The sequence below is a fragment of the Pseudomonas fluvialis genome (assembly GCF_002234375.1).
In the GTDB taxonomy this organism is placed as follows: Bacteria; Pseudomonadota; Gammaproteobacteria; order Pseudomonadales; family Pseudomonadaceae; genus Aquipseudomonas; species Aquipseudomonas fluvialis.
Genome location: NZ_NMQV01000001.1, coordinates 17208 through 36427 on the forward strand (window position 1 = coordinate 17208; position 19220 = coordinate 36427).

Here is a 19220-nt window from a genome sequence, read left to right on the forward strand (position 1 = left end):
CGCTCAGGCGGTGCCGCCCACCGTCAGCTGCTCGATCTTCAGGGTCGGCTGGCCGACGCCGACCGGCACCGACTGGCCATCCTTGCCACAGGTGCCCACGCCGCTGTCCAAACTTAGGTCATTGCCGACCATCGATACCCGGCCCATGGCTTCCGGTCCGTTGCCAATCAGCGTCGCGCCCTTGACCGGCGCAGTGATCTGCCCGTCCTCGATCAGGTAGGCCTCGCTGGTGGAAAACACGAACTTGCCACTGGTGATGTCCACCTGCCCGCCACCCAGGTTGGCGCAGTACAGGCCTTTCTTCACCGAGCGGATGATTTCCTGCGGATCGCTGTCGCCACCCAGCATGTAGGTATTGGTCATGCGCGGCATGGGCAGGTGCGCGTAGGACTCGCGCCGCCCGTTGCCGGTCAGCGCCATGCCCATCAGCCGTGCATTCAGCTTGTCCTGCATGTAGCCGCGCAGGATGCCGTTCTCGATCAGTGTGGTGCACTGCGTCGGCGTGCCTTCGTCATCCACACTGAGCGAGCCACGGCGCCCACTCAGCGTGCCATCGTCGACGATGGTGCAGAGCGGCGAAGCCACCGCCTGGCCCAGCCGTCCACTGAACGCCGAGCTGCCCTTGCGGTTGAAGTCGCCCTCCAGGCCATGCCCCACGGCTTCGTGCAGCAGCACCCCCGACCAGCCCGGACCGAGCACCACCGGCAGGCTACCGGCCGGGGCGGCGACCGCCTCCAGGTTGACCAGCGCCTGGCGCACCGCTTCGCGGGCATAGGCCATGGCCCGCTCCTCGCCCTGGCTATCGGCCTGCAGGAAATAGCGGTAGTCACTGCGCGCCCCACCGCCTTGTGCGCCGCGCTCACGACGCCCTTGCTGCTCGACGATGACACTGACATTGAAACGCACCAGCGGACGGATATCCGCACTCAGGCTGCCATCCAGTGCCGCGACCAGAATACGTTCCCAGACCCCGGCCAGGCTGACTGTGACCTGTTGCACGCGCGGATCGAGCGCCCGCGTGGCGCGGTCGATACGTTGCAACAAGGCCACCTTGTCTGCCCGCGACAGTACATCCAGCGGATTGTCCGCCGCGTACAGCGGACTGAACGGCGGCACCTGGGCGGCCTGCACCCGCCCCTGCTGCCCGGCCCGGGCAATCGAACGGGCGGCACGCGTTGCCTGGCGCAAGGCGGGCAGCTCAATACCGTTGCTGTAGGCAAAACCGGTTTTTTCACCGGCCAGCGCGCGCACACCAACGCCCTGGTCGAAGTTGAAACTGCCTTCCTTGACGATGCCGTCTTCGAGCATCCAGCTCTCGGAAATCTGACTCTGGAAATACAGGTCGCCGGCATCCACGCCAGGCCCGGCCAACTCACCGAGCAAAACCGGCAACTGCTCAAGGCTCAAACCACCCGGAGCCAGCAAATGTTCGCTGACCTGGGCTAGATAATTACTGCTCATGCGCACTCCACAACGCTCGTTGGCAAAGGGCCAACGAGCTGAAAACGACGATGTTCTTCTACCGGCATGCGCTGGCGAATGGCCTGCTGTTCCGCGACATCCACAGTAGCCAGCAAGACGCCGGAGCCTGCGGCCTGCTCGGCGAGCACCCGCCCCCAGGCATCGATGATGGCCGAATGCCCGAAGGTCTGCCGTCCACCCGGATGCATGCCCCCCTGATTGGCCGCCAGTATGGCGCATTGGCTTTCAATGGCGCGAGCACGGGTCAACACCTGCCAGTGCGCCGCGCCGGTCACTGCGGTGAATGCCGAAGGCGCACTGATCAGCTCGGCACCGGCCTGACGCAAGGCGATGTACAGCTCGGCGAAACGCAGGTCGTAGCACACCGTCAGCCCCAGCCGGCCACAGGGCGTATCTGCCAGCACCAACTGCTCGCCGAACGCATAGTCGTCCGACTCACGATAGCGCCCGCGCTGGTCGGCCACGTCGACGTCGAATAAATGCAGCTTGTCATAGCGTGCCACCCGCTGCCCCTGGTTATCGAAGAGCAGCGAACAGGCCCGGGCGCGCGCCTCGGGCTGGCCGTCGGGTGGCAACGGTAAGGTGCCGGCCACCAGCCACAAACCGAGGTCGCGCGCAGTCTGGCGCAACCAGGGCAATAGCGGCCCTTCACCCAAGGCCTCGGCGCGCCCCAGCGCCGCCAGATCGCGCCGCCCCATGGCCGCAAAGTTCTCCGGCAATACCGCCAGGCGCGCACCGCCTGCTGCCGCCTGGTGCAGTAGTTGCCAGGCCTGCTGCAGGTTGTCGGCCAGGTTATCCTGGCTGACCATCTGAATGACCGCCACTGTCATACACGCGCTCCCTAGCGAGGTTTTTCGAAGGGTTTGTCGAAGCTGATCTGCGGCTCGTTCCATGGCCCCTTGACGTCATACTGCACACTGGCAAAACGCGCCAGGCGATCACCCAACAACTTGTCGACGACGAACAACGCACCGCCGATGGCCGGCGCGCCAACCGCTACCGCCGCCAGCGGCAGGTTGTTGCTGACCGGCAGAGTGACCAGCAGCTTGGCATCGATCTGTTCGTTGGCCATGTCCAGCGTGCCATTGAGCTCCAGGTTGCTGGAGGGGCCACTCAGGCGCAACGGTTTGCTGGTGACGAATACCCCGTCCCGTGCATGCAGCTGCCCACGTACTTTGTCGTAGGCCAGGCCCCGCCCCAGCAGGTCGGAGAAATCCAGACGCAGACGCCGGGCGATCGAGTTGAAGTTAAGCAGGCCGAACACGCGCAACGCCTGGCTACCGCCATCGGCCTCGACAAACTGCCCCTTGTCGAGACGCGCATGCAGGTCACCGCTCACACGCTTGAGGCTGACCCAGGCCGGTGAGCCAGGCCAGTGAGCATCCACATCGACACGAAACGACTCGCTGCTGGCGCTCGGCGCGTAGTCCCAGGCACGCAACACCTTGCCCAGATCGCCACCCTGCAAGCGTCCCCGATAGCTGCTCTGGCTGTGCTCGGCGCTGCCGGTCCAGGTCGCCTCGCCGGTCAACTGCAGGCCGCGCATCTGCAGGTCGAGCTGCTGCAGACGCACCCCGTCGGCCTGCGGTCGCGTTTGCAGACGCCAGCGTCCTACCGGCACGCCGGCCAGGCGCAACTCATCGATCTGTATATCCATCGCCGGCACGCGCCGCGGATCGAACCCAGCCAGCGGATCGGGGCGTGGCAGCGCTGTCGAAGGATCGACAGGCGTCTCGCCACGCGGCAAGTCAAGGTAGTCCAGCTGCAGCTGCAGAGGCGCCTCGCCCTGCGCGGGCCAGAGCAGGCTGCCAGTGACCAGCGGACTGCGCAGCGCCAGACGCCAGGCCTCGGCCTGCGGCTGCAACTGCACGGCCGCCTGGTCGATCGTCAACTCGCCGACACGGATCTGCGCGATGTCCAGATCAACCAGGCTCAACCAGCGCAGATCAGTCGGCTGCTGGGCCTGGTGCTGCTGGTGCCAGCGCTGCCACTCCTGCAAGTCCAGCTGTTGCAAGGCGCCACGCAAGGACCAACCCGGCTGTACCGGCAGACGTGCTGCAGCGCCACCCAGGCGCACTTCACCGCGACCGTCGCGCCAGCGCTGCGGTGCTGCGGCCGCCGCCAGACTGAGTAGACCGTCCATATCCAGCCAATAGCGACGCTCCGCGCCACTCAAGGTCATGCGCCAAGCCATATCACGGCGCTGTTCGGCCGATTTGCCGAAAGGCTCCGGCAAGTCGATGTGCAGGCCACGCAGGTCAGACAATACGCGTAGCAGGCTGTCCTCATCGGCCAGCAGCACACGCAGGCGATAGGGCAACTGGCCGCGTAGCGGCGTACTGGCCGGCAGTCCCTGCCATTTCAGCAGGGCTGCCACGGGAGCTCGTCCCTGTACCTCAAGACGCGTCCGCGCACGGCCCTGGCGGCCTTCGGCAAAGGCTTGCAGGTTCAGCACATGTCCCAGGGTGCGCGCACTCAGACCGGTGCTGCGCATGCCCAACGCCGTGTCATAGTCAAAGCGCCCGGTGATCTCGCTGAACTGCAGGTCGGCCTGAGCCAGATACAACTGTGCCTGCTCGGTCTGCAACTCCACCTGTACGCGCGGTGCCTGGCCCTGCTGCAAAGGCAAGTCCAGATGCAGCAGCCCCTGCACAGGCCCCTCTCCTCGCCAACCGGCAAACACCTCGGCACTGGGCTGCGGGGTTTCCTGCAACAAGCCCAGAGCGTGCTGCAAATCGGCCTGCAACTGGCTGTGAAGCTGCAGGCGGGGCATTTGCCCTGGCTTGGCAGTGGCCACCTCGGCCTGTGCCTGGGCGATCTGAATCGCCCCCACCTGCCCCTGCTGCAGCCCCACCCGCACGCCATTGTCATCAACCAACACCTGGCCGCGCCCTTCGCGCAGTGCTGGCCAGCCGGCCTGGTAGGCCAGTTCGGCCTGCTCGACATCGAAGTACAGGCTGAGGCTGCGCGACTCCGGCGGGGCGCCCTTGTTCAGCGAACCCTGATACTGAAAATACCCCTGCTTGACCCGCCCGCCCTGCAGCGCCTGGCGTAACCAGCCATCCAGTTGGCGACTGAAGCCTGGCGAATGGCTCGGCAGGTACTTGCCGGCAAAGCGCGCATCGCCCTCGCGCAGGCCTACGCGCAGGTCCATGTAATCCTCGGCCTGCGGATCGAAGCGCAAACGAATCATGAAGTCCCCGGCCAGGCGGCCTTCATCGGCCTCCAGCTGCAGGTAGGGGCTGATCAGGCTGAAAGCCTGCTCATCCACTTGCCAGAGCAGGCGTGCGCGGGGCTGGCGATAGTGCCAGGGCTCGGCAAACAGGGTCGGGAAATGCAACATGAAACGCTCACCCGCCAGCTGCAGCTCGCCGCCGGCCAGATCGCCAGCCACATAGCCGGTGATATGTTCCGCACCCGGCACCGCTCGCCAGGGAGCAAAGCCGACGTTCTGGAGATTGGCGGCAAAACTCAGTCGATCAAGGCCCTGGCGCTGCGGGTAGAAGTCCAGCTGCAAGGCCTCCAGCCGGCCATGCCCGGCCATGCTCAGCATCACCTCATCGGCCAGCGGCGGCAGACCACCCCAGGCAGATAGCAAGGGCGTCAGCACGGCCAACGGCAACTCGCTGGCGCGCAACTGCCAGACCGGCTCATCGGCATTGCGCGTCTGTATCACCTGCAACTGACGCAGCAACCAGCGTTCGCCACCCTGGCTGAAGCCCAGATCCTGCAACTGCAACCAGTGCCCCTGGCTGCGCTTGCGATAATGCGCCAGCAGGCTCAAATCATCGACTGCCTGGGCCGCCTGCTCACCGCGCGCCAGCTCTAGGGCCGCGCCCTGCAAGCGCAGGCTGGCCGTCTGTAGCGCGCGCGCCTGCCAGTCCAGCCACAGCTCACCGCCGAGCTGCAACTTGCCGAGCTGCCATTGTCCCTGTAGCGCCTCCGGCAGCAGACGCTGTAGCCAGGGCGCCCAGTCGCTCAACGGCAACTGCGCGTAAAGCCGCACGGCACTGTCCCGCCAATTTTCTCCCGCCGCCTGCAGCTGCAACTGCCAGGCCAGCGGCTGACCGTCGGGAAGCACCACCCGGCCATCCAGACGCACCCCGGATGCGCGACTGCGCAGGCTCAGGTTGACATAGCTGAGCGCCAGCGGCTCACCGGCCAGCGGCTGCACCAGCAAGTGACTGTCATACAGGTTCACCTGGCCCAGCTGCCGCAAGCGCTGCAGCATGCCCGGCCAGCTCGGCGCAACGCCCGCCGAGGGCAAGGCCAAGCCCTGCACCTGCCACTGTCCGGTCGCCTGCTCCTGGAGCTGCATGTGCAGACCACTCAGGCTCATGCTCATCAGGCGCAGCTCGCCGGCCAGCAGACTGGCGGGGATATCCGGACGCAGCTCGATGCGCTCCAGCAACAGCCGGTCGTCGCCGTCACCCAGCTGAACCTGATGCGCCGCCAGGGTGGGTGACAGGCCATGCCATTGCCCGTCGAGCCGCTCGATACGTACCGCCATGCCCAGGCTGCGCTGCAGGCTGGCCTGCAGCTGCGGGCGATAGTCATCGAGCAGTGGCAACAACTCGCGGCCCACGCTGACGTACAGCGCAAGCAGCACCAACGCCAGAGCCAGCAGGCCCTGCAAACCGCGTAGCAGCCTCAGCAGCCACTCCCCCAGGCGTTTCATCATCGCGCCCCGCTCAGAGCAGCACCACGTCGTAGTGCTCCTGGGAGTAGGTGCTTTCCACCTGGAACTTGATCGGTCGACCGATGAAGGCCTCCAGGTCGGCAACGTTCCCCGACTCCTCATCCAGCAGGCGGTCGATCACCGCCTGGTTGGCCAGCACCCGGTAGCCTTCGGCCTGGTAGGCCCGTGCTTCACGGAGAATCTCGCGGAAAATCTCGTAGCAGATGGTTTCCGCCGTCTTCTGCAGGCCTCGCCCCTGGCAGCTCGGGCAGGATTCGCAGAGCACCTGGGTCAGGCTTTCACGGGTGCGCTTGCGGGTCATCTGCACCAGGCCCAGCTCGGTGATACCGATGATGTTGGTCTTGGCGTGGTCGCGCTCCAGCTGCTTCTCCAGGGTACGCAGAACCTGGCGCTGGTGCTCCTCGTCTTCCATATCGATGAAGTCGATGATGATGATCCCGCCGAGGTTGCGCAGGCGCATCTGCCGGGCGATCGCCGTGGCCGCCTCAAGATTGGTCTTGAAGATGGTTTCCTCAAGGGTGCGGTGCCCGACAAAACCACCGGTATTGACGTCAATGGTGGTCATCGCCTCGGTCGGATCGATGATCAGGTAACCGCCCGACTTGAGCAGCACCTTGCGCTCCAGGGCCTTCTGGATCTCGTCCTCGACACCGTACAGGTCGAAGATCGGCCGTTCCCCTGGGTAATGCTCCAGACGGTCGGCCACCTCGGGCATCAGCTCGTCGACGAACTGGCAGACCTTCTGGAAAGTTTCCCGGGAGTCGATGCGAATCTTCTCGATCTTCGCGTTGACCAGATCACGCAGGGTACGCAGGGCCAGCGACAGGTCTTCGTAGATCACCGAAGGCGTCGCGGCGCTCTGCATCTGGCTGCTGATCTGCAGCCACAGACGGCGCAGGTAGCGAATGTCGGCCAGAATATCCTCGCTGCGCGCGCCATCGGCCGCGGTACGCAGGATGAAGCCGCCGGTCTCCTCGATACCCTCGGCAGCGATGCAATCGGCGACCACCTGCTTGAGCCGCTCGCGCTCTGCCTCATCCTCGATCTTCAGCGAGATACCCACATGCGCGGTACGCGGCATATAGACCAGATAGCGCGAAGGAATTGACAGCTGGGTGGTCAGGCGTGCGCCCTTACTGCCAATCGGGTCCTTGGTCACCTGCACCACCAGGCTCTGCCCCTCATGGACCAGTGCGCTGATCGGCTCCACCGCACTGCCCTCACGGCTGGAGATTTCCGCGGCATGGATAAACGCTGCGCGCTCCAGGCCGATATCCACGAAGGCCGCCTGCATGCCCGGGAGGACCCGCACCACCTTGCCCTTGTAGATATTGCCGACGATGCCGCGCTTCTGCGTGCGCTCGACGTGGACTTCCTGCAGCACACCGTTTTCCACCACCGCCACGCGTGACTCCATGGGGGTGATGTTGATCAGGATTTCTTCACTCATCGCTCGTATCCACCTAGAACGCTCAAGGCTGCGGGCTGCACGCGATGCGTGAACAACCGGCAGGCTTTAGCCTTCTGCGGCCTGCCAGCAGGACATGCCAAAACGTTCCAGCAACTGCGCGGTCTCGCACAGCGGCAAACCCACCACGCCCGAATAGCTACCCTGCAGCGCCTCGACGAATACCGCCGCCAGCCCCTGAATGGCATAGCTACCCGCCTTGTCGCACGGCTCGCCAGTCGCCCAATAGGCTTGCGCCTCGCCTTCACGCAACACACGAAAACGTACCTGACTGGCTACCACGATACTCTCACAGCGCTGTCCCTGGCGCAGCGCCACGGCGGTCAGCACCTGATGCGTGCGTCCGGACAGCGCCGCCAGGGTAGCCAGAGCATCCGCACGATCGCGCGGCTTGCCAAGAATCCGTCCGTCCAGCACCACCGAGGTATCGGCGCCCAGCACGCAGGCACCGCTCTGCGCCGGCAGGGTCTGCCAGGCTGCCGTGGCTTTTTCCCGGGCCAGCCGCTCGACATAGGCATCAGCCTGTTCGCCGGCATGCGGCGTCTCGTCGATGTCCACCGGCAGACAGCAAAAGGGCACGCCGATCTGCGTCAGCAGTTCGGCACGCCGTGGCGAGGCCGAAGCCAGGTAGAGGTCAACCATGCCCGTCTCCTCAGTTGACCTGGAAACGCCGCTGCAGGCTGCGCAGGCCACCCTGCACCCAGGGCCAGAGCAGCGCGCTGACCAGCGCCGGCAACATGAACTCCAGGGTTGGCGGGCGATTGCCGGCCAGCGCCTGCAGCCACAACTGCAGTAACTGCGCCAGACCGAAGATCACCAGCAGGACCAGCGCCTGCTGCCATTGCGGGAACACCCGCAGACGCTGCTGCAGGCCTAGCACCATGGCGCAGACCAGGCAGAGAATCAGTGCGTTCTGCCCCAGCAGGCTGCCGTACAGTACATCCTCAGCCAGACCGAACAGCCAGGCCGTGGTCAGGCCCAGGCGGTGCGGCACGCTGAGTACCCAGAAGCTGAGAAACAAGGCCAGCCACAACGGCCGGCCGATATCCATGAAGGCCGGCATGGGGGCGACACTCAGCAGCAACGCCAGCAACAGCGTGAGCATGATCAGCCAGCCGCCGCGCGGCGCGGGAGCAGCCATCATGGTTGCGTACCGGAAGTGCTGGGCTGCGCCTGCTCGGCCGCCGCACGGTCAGCCTGTTCCTGAGCCTCGGCCGAATCCGCGGCACGCTGTTCGGCACTGCGCGGATCGGAGAACACCAGCAGCAGATAACGGCTGCGATTGAGTGCCGCGGTCGGCACCGCGCGCACCACGGCAAAAGGCTGCCCCGAGTCATGGATGACCTCTTTGACCACCGCCACCGGATAACCCGCCGGGAAGCGCTGGCCCAACCCGGAGCTGACCAGCAGGTCGCCTTCCTTGATATCCGCGGTATCCGCCACATGGCGCAGTTCCAAGCGCTCCGGGTTGCCGGTACCCACGGCAATGGCGCGCAGACCATTGCGATTGATCTGCACCGGAATGCTGTGCGTGGTATCGGTGAGCAGCAACACGCGGGCGGTATAGGGCATCACCTCGACAACCTGGCCCATCAGTCCACGGGCATCCAGCACAGGCTGGCCAAGGGTCACGCCATCGCGGCTGCCCTTGTCGATCAGGATGCGGTGCGTGAAGGGGTTGGGATCGACACCGATCAGTTCGCCGACCAGCACCTGCTCATCGACCAGCGCCGCCGAGTTGAGCAACTCGCGCAGGCGCACGTTCTGCTCGGTCAGCGCCGCCAGTTTCTGCAGACGACGCTGCAAGAGCAACGCCTCGGCCTTGAGCTTCTCGTTCTCCGCGAGCAGTTCGCTGCGGCTGCTGATCTGGCTGGTCATGCCTTCCCAGGCGCGCACCGGCAGGTCGGCCAGCCAGTAGAAGGGCGTGAGTACCAGGCCCAGCTGACTACGCACTGGCTTGAAGGTGTCGAAGCGCGCATCCACCACCATCAGGACGACCGAAAGCACCGCCAGGATAAGCAGGCGGACACCCAAGGCAGGTCCTTTGGCAAATAGCGGTTTGATGGCAAAGCCCTCACAACGGCATGGATCAAGCAGCAAGCCTCCGACCCGGCAGGCTACGGCCGGGCACCCTCACGCGAGACCGGCCGCCGGTGGCTTACTCGGTGGACAGCAGGTCCATGGAGTGACGATCCATCATGTCCAGGGCCTTGCCGCCACCACGCGCCACGCAGGTCAGCGGGTCTTCGGCGACAATCACCGGCAGGCCGGTTTCCTGGGAGAGCAGCTTGTCCAGGTCACGCAGCAGCGCACCGCCACCGGTCAGCACCAGACCGCGCTCGGCAATATCCGACGCCAACTCGGGCGGCGACTGCTCCAGCGCGCTCTTGACCGCCTGCACGATGGCCGCCAGCGACTCCTGCAGCGCCTCCAGCACCTCGTGAGAGTTCAGGGTGAAGCTGCGCGGCACACCTTCGGCGAGGTTACGGCCACGCACGTCGATCTCGCGCAGCTCGGCACCCGGATAGGCCGCACCGATCTCCTGCTTGATACGCTCAGCCGTCGACTCACCGATCAGCGAACCGTAGTTACGGCGTACATAGGTCACGATGGCCTCGTCGAAGCGGTCGCCGCCAACGCGCACGGACTCGGCGTAGACCACCCCATTCAGGGAAATCAGGGCGATTTCCGTGGTGCCACCGCCGATGTCGACGACCATCGAACCGCGCGCTTCCTCTACCGGCAAGCCGGCACCGATGGCCGCGGCCATCGGCTCTTCGATGAGGAACACTTCGCGGGCACCGGCACCCAGCGCCGACTCACGGATGGCCCGGCGCTCGACCTGGGTCGACTTGCACGGCACGCAGATAAGGACGCGCGGCGAAGGCTGCAGAAAGCTGTTCTCATGCACCTTGTTGATGAAGTACTGCAGCATCTTTTCACAGACGCTGAAGTCGGCAATCACGCCATCCTTCATCGGACGGATGGCCGAGATATTGCCTGGCGTACGGCCCAGCATGCGCTTGGCATCGGTGCCCACGGCGACCACGCTCTTCTGGTTGCCGACGTTGCGAATCGCCACGACCGACGGCTCGTTGAGGACGATGCCGCGCTCGCGCACATAAATCAGGGTGTTGGCCGTACCCAGGTCGATCGACAGATCGCTGGAAAACATGCCACGCAGTTTCTTGAACATGGGGAATAGAGCCCTAGGCAGAGCGTCAGGAAAACGCTGGGTAAAAAAGTGCGGCAAACTCTAACAACGGCGAGCCTTTTGGGCAACCGGCCCGCTGTGGTAGATTGCCGGCTTCTATGGGCCTTGAGTGCCCATCTGCGCGGGCTTTGACCGCATCTTGCGGCGACCGTTCCCGACGGCCTGCAGCCCCCGAACCCCAGCCTGGAGAGATCACGATGGCGCTTGAACGCTCCGACGTGGAAAAGATCGCCCATCTGGCCCGCCTGGGCCTGAATGACGCCGATCTGCCACAGACCACCGCCACCCTCAACAGCATCCTCGGCCTGATCGACGCCATGCAGGCGGTCGATACCGAGGGTGTCGAGCCACTGGCCCATCCGCTGGAGGCCACCCAGCGTCTGCGCGCCGACGTGGTGAGCGAAACCAACCAGCGCGAGGCCTACCAGGCCATCGCCCCGGCCGTGGAAAACGGCCTGTACCTGGTTCCCAAGGTGATCGAATAATGAGCCTGCACCAACTGACCCTGAGCCAGATTGCCGAAGGCCTGGCTGCCAAGCAATTTTCCGCCGTCGAACTGACCCAGCACCTGCTGCAACGCATCCAGGCGCTCGACCCGCAGCTCAACAGCTTCATCAGTGTCACCGAAGAGCTGGCCCTGCAACAGGCGGGTGCCGCCGACCAGCGCCGCGCCGCCGGCGAACAGGGCGCGCTGCTCGGCGCACCGATCGGCCACAAGGACCTGTTCTGCACCCAGGGCGTGCTGACCAGCTGCGCCTCGAAGATCCTCAGCGGTTTCAAAGCCCCCTATAACGCCACCGTGGTGGACAAACTGGCCGCCGCCGGTACGGTCACCCTCGGCAAGCTGAACATGGACGAGTTCGCCATGGGCTCGGCCAACGAATCCAGCCACTACGGCGCGGTGAAGAACCCCTGGGATGCCACGCGCGTGCCAGGCGGCTCCTCCGGTGGCAGCGCGGCTGCCGTAGCCGCACGCCTGATCCCGGCCGCCACCGGCACCGACACCGGCGGCTCGATCCGCCAGCCGGCGGCGCTGACCAACCTGACCGGCCTCAAGCCGACCTACGGCCGCGTCTCGCGCTGGGGCATGATTGCCTACGCTTCGAGCCTCGACCAGGGCGGCCCGATGGCACGTGACGCCCATGACTGCGCCCTGCTCCTGCAAGCCATGGCCGGCTTCGACGCCAAGGACTCGACCTGCGTCGACCAGCCGCTGGATGATTACCTGGCAGCACTCAGCCAGCCGCTGGCCGGGCTGCGTATCGGCCTGCCCAGGGAGTATTTCGGCGCTGGCCTGGATGCGCGCATCGGCGAGAAGGTCATGGCCGTGGTCGAAGCGCTGAAAAAACTCGGCGCCACGGTAAAGGACATCTCGCTGCCGAACATGCAGCACGCCATTCCCGCCTACTACGTGATCGCTCCGGCGGAAGCCAGCTCCAACCTGTCACGCTTCGACGGCGTGCGCTTCGGCTATCGTTGCGAAAACCCGCAGAACCTCGAGGACCTGTACAAGCGTTCGCGCGGCGAAGGCTTCGGCGCGGAAGTGAAGCGGCGCATCATGGTCGGCACCTACGCGCTGTCGGCCGGCTACTACGACGCCTACTACCTGAAGGCGCAGAAGATCCGCCGCCTGATCAAGAACGACTTCGTCCGTGCCTTCGAGGAGGTCGACGTGATCCTCGGCCCGACCACGCCCAACCCGGCCTGGAAGCTCGGCGAGAAGAACAGCGATCCGGTCTCGGCCTATCTGGAAGACATCTACACCATCACCGCCAACCTGGCCGGTATTCCCGGTCTGTCGATGCCGGCCGGCTTCGTCGATGGCCTGCCAGTGGGCGTGCAACTGCTCGGCAACTATTTCCAGGAAGGCCGCCTGCTCAACGTCGCGCACCAGTACCAGCAGGTGACTGACTGGCATCAACACGCCCCGAGCGGCTTCTGAGGACGATCACCATGCAATGGGAAACCGTAATCGGGCTGGAAATCCACGCCCAGCTTTCCACCCAGTCGAAGATCTTCTCCGGCAGCGCCACCACCTTCGGTGCCGAGCCCAACACCCAGGCCAGCCTGGTTGACCTGGGCATGCCTGGCACCCTGCCGGTGCTGAATGCCGAGGCCGTGCGCATGGCGGTGAAGTTCGGTCTGGCGATCGACGCCGAACTGGGCCGCACCAACGTATTCGCGCGCAAGAACTACTTCTATCCGGACCTGCCCAAGGGCTACCAGACCAGTCAGATGGACCAGCCCATCGTCGGCAAGGGCTTCCTCGACATCACCCTGGAAGACGGCACGACCAAGCGCATCGGCATCACCCGCGCGCACCTGGAAGAGGACGCCGGCAAGAGCCTGCACGAAGACTTCCACGGCATGAGCGGCATCGACCTGAACCGCGCCGGCACGCCGCTGCTGGAAATCGTCTCCGAGCCGGACATCCGCTCGGCCAAGGAAGCCGTGGCCTATGTCAAGGCGATCCACGCCCTGGTGCGCTACCTGGGCATCTGCGACGGCAACATGGCCGAAGGTTCGCTGCGCTGCGACTGCAACGTCTCGGTACGTCCGAAAGGCCAGGCCGAGTTCGGCACTCGCGCCGAGATCAAGAACGTCAACTCGTTCCGCTTCATCGAGAAGGCCATCAACCACGAAGTGCAGCGGCAGATCGAGCTGATCGAGGATGGCGGCACGGTGGTGCAGGAAACCCGCCTGTACGATCCGAACAAGGATCAGACGCGTTCCATGCGCAGCAAGGAAGAAGCCAACGACTACCGCTACTTCCCCTGCCCGGACCTGCTGCCGGTGGTGCTCGAAGACAGCTTCATCGAACAGCTGCGCGGCGAGCTGCCGGAGCTGCCGACGCAGAAACGCGAGCGTTTCCAGAGCCAGTACGGCCTGTCCGCCTACGATGCCAGTGTGCTCTCGGCCAGCCGCGAGATGGCCGAGTACTTCGAGCAGGTCGCCGGGGTCTGCGGCGACGCCAAGCTGGCCGCCAACTGGGTGATGGGCGAGCTGTCCAGCCTGCTCAACAAGGACAACCTGGATATCGAGCAGTCGCCGGTTTCGGCCGAACAGCTGGGCGGGATGATCCTGCGCATCCGCGACAACACCATCAGCGGCAAGATCGCCAAGATGGTTTTCGAGGCCCTCGCTGCCGGCGAAGGTGCGACTGCCGACGAGGTGATCGAGAACAAGGGCCTCAAGCAGGTCACCGACTCGGGTGCCATCGAAGCGATGCTGGATGACGTGCTGGCGGCCAACGCCGAGCAGGTCGAACAGTACCGCGCCAGCGACGAGGCCAAGCGCGGCAAGATGTTCGGTTTCTTCGTCGGCCAGGCCATGAAGGCCTCCAAGGGCAAGGCCAACCCGGGGCAGGTGAACGAACTGCTGAAGAAGAAACTCGAGGGATGAAGCCGCTGCAAGCCGCACACCACACGCTGCAAGGAAGGCTCCAGCGACCCCGTCGCGGCCTTTCTCTGCTGGCCTGTGGTGCGCAGCTTGTCGCCGTCCTGCTGCTCGCCGGCTGCTCCACATCGGGCCGTTTCGTCTCCAGCGAAACCGGCCAGGCCTCCTGGTACGGCGGAAAACACCATGGACGACCGACCGCCAGTGGCGAGCCGTTCAACCAGCATGCACTGACCGCTGCCCATCGCAGCCTGCCATTCGGCAGCCGCGTGCAGGTCACCAACCTGCGCAATGAACGCCGTGTGGTGGTACGCATCAATGATCGCGGGCCCTTTACCCGGGGCCGCATCATCGATCTGTCACGCGGCGCGGCGCAGCAACTGGACATGCTGCGCGACGGTGTCGTGCCGGTACAACTGCAACTACTGAGCGAATGAACACAGCCTCTTACAAAGAGCCGCACACGCCAGCCAAAGCGCCTCTGGCGTGCCGTCCGGCAATGATTACACTAGCGCCATTTTTCTGGAGCCTTGCGCAATGACCCTGATGACTTTCGTTTATATCGTCGCCGGCCTGGTGCTGCTGGTCGCTGGCGCCGAAGTACTGGTGCGCGGCGCTGCCAAGCTGGCCGCACAGTTCGGTATCCCGCCCCTGATCATCGGCCTGACCGTCGTGGCCTTCGGCACCAGCGCGCCGGAAACCGCGGTGAGCGTGCAGGCAGCACTGGATGGCAGCGGTGACCTGGCCATTGGCAACGTGATTGGCAGCAATATCGCCAACGTCCTGCTGATCCTCGGGGTGACGGCCGTAGTCGCCCCCCTGCTGGTTTCGCGGCAACTGATTCGCCTCGACGTGCCGATCATGATCGGCGCCAGCCTGTTGACCTTCGCCCTGGCCTGGGACGGCAGCCTGAGCCGTGTGGATGGCGCCCTGCTGTTCGCCGGAGTCCTGGCCTACACCGGCTTTCTGATCATCAGCAGCCTTCGGGAAAAAGGTATTGCCGCCGAGGACGACGAGTTCGCTGCAGAGTTCGGTCTCGACGAAACGCCCAAGCCCTACGCCTGGCTGATCAACCTGGCGCTGATCGCCGCCGGCCTGGTCCTGCTGGTCAGCGGCTCGAACTTTCTGGTGGAGGGTGCCGTTACCCTGGCGCGCGCGCTGGGCATTTCCGAGCTGGTGATTGGCCTGACCGTGGTCGCCATCGGCACCTCGCTACCGGAGCTAGCCACCTCGGTCATGGCTGCCTTCAAGGGCGAACGCGATATCGCCGTGGGCAATATCGTCGGCAGTAATATCTTCAACCTGCTCTGCGTACTCGGCCTGGCATCGCTGGTCTCGCCACAGGCCATCAGCGTGGCAGCCAACGCCCTGGCCTTCGATTTCCCGGTAATGATCGCGGTCGCCATCGCCTGTCTGCCAATCTTCTTCAACGGCTATTCGATCAATCGCTGGGAAGGTGTGCTGTTCGTCGGCTACTACGCGCTGTACACCGTCTACCTGATTTCCAACAGCAGTGGCGCGCCCTGGCTGGGCGCCTTCGAACAGGCCATGCTGACCTTCGTCCTGCCGCTGACCGCCATCACCCTGCTGGTTCTGGCGGCACGCGCCTGGCAGCGCCAACGCCATCACTAAAGCGCACAGACCACAACGCCGCTGAACAGCGGCGTTGTGGTTTTCTTCAGGTCAGCGCCTGCGGCACTTTCTGGCACAGGCTGGCCAGCGCCTCCACCCAGCGCGGATGGGTATTCAGGCAAGGCACCAGCACCAGTTCCTCACCGCCGGCGGCGATGAACTGTTCACGACCACGATCACCGATTTCTTCCAGGGTCTCGATACAGTCGGCCACGAAAGCCGGGCACATTACCAGGAGCCTCTTCACCCCGGCGGCGGCCAGTTCGTCCAGACGCTCCTCGGTGTACGGCTCGATCCATTTGGCACGCCCCAGCCGTGACTGGAAACCCACCGACCATTGTCCATCAGTCAACCCGGCGCGTTCGGCAAAGGCTGCCGCACTGCGCAGGCATTGCGCACGGTAACAGCGCTGCAGCACCTCGGCAGGCGCCTGCTGACAGCAGTCGGCGCTACGCAGGCAGTGCTTGCCACTCGGATCGGCCTTGTGCAGGTGCCGCTCAGGCAGGCCGTGAAAGCTCAGCAGCAGATGATCGAAAGGCTGCTGCAGGTAAGGTTCGGCACTGGCCACCAAGGCATCGAGGTATTCCGGCTGGTCATAGAAGGGTGCCAGGACCTGCAGACGCAGCGGCAAGCTGTGCTGGGCGATGGCCCGGCGCGCCTCTTCGATCACCGTGGTGGTGGTGCTGTCGGCATGCTGCGGATAGAGCGGCGCCAGGGTCACCCGGCGCACGCCCTGCTCAGCCAGGCGCTGCAGCGTGCCGGCAATTGACGGTTCGCCATAGCGCATCGCCAGTTCGGTCGGTCCATGCGGCCAGAGCGGGCGCACGGCGTCGGTCAGACGCTGACTGAGCACCACCAGCGGCGAGCCTTCATCCCACCAGATGGACTGGTAGGCGTGCGCCGAGGCAGCCGGCCGGCGCCACAGGATCAGCCCGACCAGCAGGCGCCGCAGCGGCCAGGGCAGGTCGATGACATAGGGGTCCATGAGGAACTGGTTGAGGTAACGGCGCACATCGGCCACCGAGGTGGAAGCCGGCGACCCCAGATTGACCAACAGCAGTGCGTGATCGGACATGCTCAATCCTTGTCTGTACCCGCCAGCAGGTCGGCCAGGGCCTCCTCCAGCGTGGTGAAGCGAAAACGGAAACCCGCCTGCAACAGGCGGCGCGGCACGGCGCGCTGGCCGTCCAGCAGCAACTCGGCCAACTCACCCAGCAGCAGGCGCAACAGCCCCGCCGGGGCGGCCAGCCAGGCTGGACGATGCAGGGCCAGGCCCAGTGCCCTGGCAAAGTCGCGATTGCGGACCGGCTGTGGCGCGCACGCATTGTAAGGCCCACTGGCCTGCGGATGCTGCAAGAGAAAATCGATCAGCGCGATTTGGTCGGCCAGGTGGATCCACGGCATCCACTGTCGCCCATCGCCCAACAGGCCGCCCAAGCCCAGACTGAACGGCAAGTGCATGCGTTTGAGCAAACCACCCTGACGGGCCAGCACCAGACCGGTACGCAACAGCACCACCCGCAGGCCCAGTGCCTCGGCCGCCCGCGCACTGTCTTCCCAGGCCGCGCACAACTGGCTGGCAAAGTCCTCGGCGGGGCTACCACTGTTCTCATCGAGTTCCTGCTCGCCACCACAGCCGTACCAGCCCACCGCCGAGCCGGACAGGAGCAGCGCCGGACGCTGGCGCCGCGTGGCCAGCCACTCGACCAACTGATCGGTAAGCTGCACCCGGCTGGCCAACAGCTCGGCCTTGCGCCGGCGCGTCCACAGGCGATCGGCAATCGGCGCCCCCGCCAGGTTGACGATGGCATCCAGCGGCTCCTCACCCAGTTCCTGCAGGCGTCCGATACCGCGTACCTGTGCACCGCACAGCGCGGCAACCTGCTCGGGGCGGCGGCTCCATACGCTCAACTGATGCCCGGCCGCCAACCAGTGGCGGCACAGTGCCCGGCCAATCAGGCCAGTCCCTCCGGTAAGCAGAATGTGCATGACGACGCCTCCTCAGGTAACGGCCTGCTAACCTCAAGCATAGATGATCGGCCAGCAAAAACATGTACAGAATAAAAGACTTTGTACAATATAGGTACATCAATCTTCAGCCACCTTGTGAGGCCGCCCATGCAGCACCCCATCGCCATCATCGGTACCGGCCTTGCCGGCCTGTCCGCCGCCCGCCGCCTGCATGAGGCCGGCCTGCCCGTGCAGCTGTTCGACAAGAGCCGTGGCAGCGGCGGGCGCATGTCCAGCAAGCGCAGCGACTGCGGCAGCCTCGACCTCGGCGCACAGTACTTCACCGCACGCGACCGACACTTCAGCACGGCCGTCCAGCACTGGCAGGCACAGGGCTGGGTCGCCCCCTGGCTGCCGCGCCTGTACCAGGCTCGCCAGGGCCAGCTGAGCCCGTCGGCAGACAGTCAGGAACGCTGGGTGGCTACGCCGCGCATGAGCGCGCTGTGCCGCCAGCTGCTGGGCGATCTGCCGGTGCAGTTCGATTGTCGGATCAGCGAGGTCTTTCGCGGCAGCCAACACTGGCAACTACTCGACAGCCAGGGCAACAGTCATGGCCCGTTCAGCGCAGTGATCGTCGCCACCCCTGCGCCACAGGCCAGCTCGTTGCTGAGCGCTGCGCCGAGCATGGCGGCGCAGGCCGCCAGCGTGGTCATGGAGCCGACCTGGGCGGTCGCCCTGTGCTTCGACGAGCCGCTCGACACCGCGCTGGACGCCTGCTTCGTGCAGGACCAGGCGCTCGACTGGATGGCCCGCAACCAGAGCAAGCCGGGCCGCGAGACGCACCACGAACAATGGATCCTGCATGCCAGCAGCACCTGGAGCCGCGCGCACATCGACCTGGACAAGACAGCGGTGATCGACCTGTTGCACGGTGAGTTTGCCGAACTACTCGGCTGTCGGATTCCCCCCGCGACGCTGCGCCTGGCCCATCGCTGGCTGTATTCGCGCCCAGCCCAGGCGCATCAGTGGGGTGCCCTGGCGCAGGGTGAGCTGGGCCTGTATGCCTGTGGCGACTGGTGCCTGAGTGGCCGCGTGGAAGGCGCCTGGCTGAGCGGCCAGGAAGCCGCGCGCAAGCTGCTGGAGCACCGCGATGCCTGAACAACGCCACCGCCTCAATCCACGCAAGCTGCTCCTCTCGAAATGGACCGCACGCCAGGTACAGCAGCGCGAACGGCATTTTCTGGTCAACGACTGGTTGCGTGACGAACAGGGCGAAGTCCTGCAAGTCGAGCTGCAGGCGGTGCTGACACGCCGCAGCCAGTGGATCGACTGGCGTGAACTGCAGGACTCCAGCCGCTGGCAGCAGGGCTGGCACTGAG

17 protein-coding genes are annotated in these 19220 nt (G+C 65.2%); 7 read left to right on the plus strand and 10 right to left on the minus strand.

What is annotated here, in order from left to right; genetic code table 11:
- Positions 1-3: 3 nt before the first annotated feature.
- From tldD to mreB, 8 genes are all read right to left on the minus strand, one after another.
- Positions 4-1461: a metalloprotease TldD gene (gene tldD, locus CFY91_RS00095; protein WP_093984297.1), complete on the minus strand. Its 1458-nt coding sequence runs from the start codon at positions 1459-1461 to the stop codon at positions 4-6.
- Entirely contained in the window at positions 1458-2312 is an 855-nt protein-coding gene (locus tag CFY91_RS00100; protein ID WP_093984298.1) for a carbon-nitrogen hydrolase family protein, read from the minus strand. The genes tldD and CFY91_RS00100 overlap by 4 nt, the downstream gene beginning before the upstream one ends.
- 11 nt (positions 2313-2323) lie before the next feature.
- Entirely contained in the window at positions 2324-6163 is a 3840-nt protein-coding gene (locus CFY91_RS00105) for a YhdP family protein (RefSeq protein WP_243392510.1), read from the minus strand.
- Between the two features lie 10 nt (positions 6164-6173).
- The gene (gene rng / locus CFY91_RS00110; RefSeq protein WP_093984299.1) at positions 6174-7631 is read right to left on the minus strand and encodes a ribonuclease G; all 1458 of its coding nucleotides are present in this window, start codon (positions 7629-7631) and stop codon (positions 6174-6176) included.
- Between the two features lie 66 nt (positions 7632-7697).
- The gene (locus CFY91_RS00115; protein WP_093984300.1) at positions 7698-8291 is read right to left on the minus strand and encodes a Maf family protein; all 594 of its coding nucleotides are present in this window, start codon (positions 8289-8291) and stop codon (positions 7698-7700) included.
- A gap of 10 nt (positions 8292-8301) precedes the next feature.
- Positions 8302-8790, minus strand: a complete 489-nt coding sequence (mreD, locus tag CFY91_RS00120) for a rod shape-determining protein MreD (RefSeq protein ID WP_093984301.1) — start codon at positions 8788-8790, stop codon at positions 8302-8304.
- A complete protein-coding gene (mreC, locus tag CFY91_RS00125) occupies positions 8790-9713 on the minus strand; it encodes a rod shape-determining protein MreC (RefSeq protein ID WP_093984406.1) in 924 nt (307 codons plus the stop codon). The genes mreD and mreC overlap by 1 nt, the downstream gene beginning before the upstream one ends.
- A 94-nt stretch (positions 9714-9807) precedes the next feature.
- Positions 9808-10845, minus strand: a complete 1038-nt coding sequence (gene mreB, locus CFY91_RS00130; RefSeq protein WP_093984302.1) for a rod shape-determining protein MreB — start codon at positions 10843-10845, stop codon at positions 9808-9810.
- A 215-nt stretch (positions 10846-11060) separates the two neighbouring features.
- On the opposite strand from mreB, the gene gatC reads away from it, so the two are divergent.
- The 5 genes from gatC (at position 11061) to CFY91_RS00155 (ending at position 15891) form a co-directional block, all read left to right on the plus strand.
- The gene (gene gatC, locus CFY91_RS00135) at positions 11061-11348 is read left to right on the plus strand and encodes an Asp-tRNA(Asn)/Glu-tRNA(Gln) amidotransferase subunit GatC (protein WP_093984303.1); all 288 of its coding nucleotides are present in this window, start codon (positions 11061-11063) and stop codon (positions 11346-11348) included.
- Positions 11348-12805, plus strand: coding sequence for an Asp-tRNA(Asn)/Glu-tRNA(Gln) amidotransferase subunit GatA (gene gatA / locus CFY91_RS00140; protein WP_188390287.1), 1458 nt, complete (start codon positions 11348-11350; stop codon positions 12803-12805). The genes gatC and gatA overlap by 1 nt, the downstream gene beginning before the upstream one ends.
- Before the next feature lie 11 nt (positions 12806-12816).
- Entirely contained in the window at positions 12817-14265 is a 1449-nt protein-coding gene (gene gatB, locus CFY91_RS00145; RefSeq protein WP_093984304.1) for an Asp-tRNA(Asn)/Glu-tRNA(Gln) amidotransferase subunit GatB, read from the plus strand.
- Complete coding sequence (locus tag CFY91_RS00150) at positions 14262-14696, plus strand: septal ring lytic transglycosylase RlpA family protein (protein ID WP_093984305.1); 435 nt, start codon at positions 14262-14264, stop codon at positions 14694-14696. The genes gatB and CFY91_RS00150 overlap by 4 nt, the downstream gene beginning before the upstream one ends.
- Before the next feature lie 100 nt (positions 14697-14796).
- Positions 14797-15891, plus strand: coding sequence for a calcium/sodium antiporter (locus CFY91_RS00155; RefSeq protein WP_093984306.1), 1095 nt, complete (start codon positions 14797-14799; stop codon positions 15889-15891).
- Positions 15892-15937: 46 nt separating this feature from the next.
- Here CFY91_RS00155 and hemH read toward each other — a convergent pair whose 3' ends face one another.
- Both hemH and CFY91_RS00165 read right to left on the minus strand, forming a co-directional pair.
- Complete coding sequence (gene hemH / locus CFY91_RS00160) at positions 15938-16966, minus strand: ferrochelatase (RefSeq protein ID WP_093984307.1); 1029 nt, start codon at positions 16964-16966, stop codon at positions 15938-15940.
- 2 nt (positions 16967-16968) lie between these two features.
- Positions 16969-17880, minus strand: coding sequence for a TIGR01777 family oxidoreductase (locus CFY91_RS00165; protein WP_093984308.1), 912 nt, complete (start codon positions 17878-17880; stop codon positions 16969-16971).
- A 129-nt stretch (positions 17881-18009) separates the two neighbouring features.
- Between CFY91_RS00165 and CFY91_RS00170 the strand changes: the two genes are divergently transcribed.
- Positions 18010-18999, plus strand: a complete 990-nt coding sequence (locus CFY91_RS00170; RefSeq protein ID WP_093984309.1) for an NAD(P)/FAD-dependent oxidoreductase — start codon at positions 18010-18012, stop codon at positions 18997-18999.
- Positions 18992-19219: a TIGR02450 family Trp-rich protein gene (locus tag CFY91_RS00175; protein ID WP_093984310.1), complete on the plus strand. Its 228-nt coding sequence runs from the start codon at positions 18992-18994 to the stop codon at positions 19217-19219. The genes CFY91_RS00170 and CFY91_RS00175 overlap by 8 nt, the downstream gene beginning before the upstream one ends.
- The last annotated feature ends 1 nt before the right edge of the window (position 19220 follow it).

What these genes read in the sequence shown, in the direction of transcription:
- tldD (WP_093984297.1), bottom strand. Translation starts at nt 1,461, where the DNA reads ATGAGCAGTAATTATCTAGCCCAGGTCAGCGAACATTTGCTGGCTCCG.
- CFY91_RS00100 (WP_093984298.1), bottom strand. Translation starts at nt 2,312, where the DNA reads ATGACAGTGGCGGTCATTCAGATGGTCAGCCAGGATAACCTGGCCGAC.
- CFY91_RS00105 (WP_243392510.1), bottom strand. Translation starts at nt 6,163, where the DNA reads ATGATGAAACGCCTGGGGGAGTGGCTGCTGAGGCTGCTACGCGGTTTG.
- rng (WP_093984299.1), bottom strand. Translation starts at nt 7,631, where the DNA reads ATGAGTGAAGAAATCCTGATCAACATCACCCCCATGGAGTCACGCGTG.
- CFY91_RS00115 (WP_093984300.1), bottom strand. Translation starts at nt 8,291, where the DNA reads ATGGTTGACCTCTACCTGGCTTCGGCCTCGCCACGGCGTGCCGAACTG.
- mreD (WP_093984301.1), bottom strand. Translation starts at nt 8,790, where the DNA reads ATGGCTGCTCCCGCGCCGCGCGGCGGCTGGCTGATCATGCTCACGCTG.
- mreB (WP_093984302.1), bottom strand. Translation starts at nt 10,845, where the DNA reads ATGTTCAAGAAACTGCGTGGCATGTTTTCCAGCGATCTGTCGATCGAC.
- gatC (WP_093984303.1), top strand. Translation starts at nt 11,061, where the DNA reads ATGGCGCTTGAACGCTCCGACGTGGAAAAGATCGCCCATCTGGCCCGC.
- gatA (WP_188390287.1), top strand. Translation starts at nt 11,348, where the DNA reads ATGAGCCTGCACCAACTGACCCTGAGCCAGATTGCCGAAGGCCTGGCT.
- gatB (WP_093984304.1), top strand. Translation starts at nt 12,817, where the DNA reads ATGCAATGGGAAACCGTAATCGGGCTGGAAATCCACGCCCAGCTTTCC.
- CFY91_RS00150 (WP_093984305.1), top strand. Translation starts at nt 14,262, where the DNA reads ATGAAGCCGCTGCAAGCCGCACACCACACGCTGCAAGGAAGGCTCCAG.
- CFY91_RS00155 (WP_093984306.1), top strand. Translation starts at nt 14,797, where the DNA reads ATGACCCTGATGACTTTCGTTTATATCGTCGCCGGCCTGGTGCTGCTG.
- hemH (WP_093984307.1), bottom strand. Translation starts at nt 16,966, where the DNA reads ATGTCCGATCACGCACTGCTGTTGGTCAATCTGGGGTCGCCGGCTTCC.
- CFY91_RS00165 (WP_093984308.1), bottom strand. Translation starts at nt 17,880, where the DNA reads ATGCACATTCTGCTTACCGGAGGGACTGGCCTGATTGGCCGGGCACTG.
- CFY91_RS00170 (WP_093984309.1), top strand. Translation starts at nt 18,010, where the DNA reads ATGCAGCACCCCATCGCCATCATCGGTACCGGCCTTGCCGGCCTGTCC.
- CFY91_RS00175 (WP_093984310.1), top strand. Translation starts at nt 18,992, where the DNA reads ATGCCTGAACAACGCCACCGCCTCAATCCACGCAAGCTGCTCCTCTCG.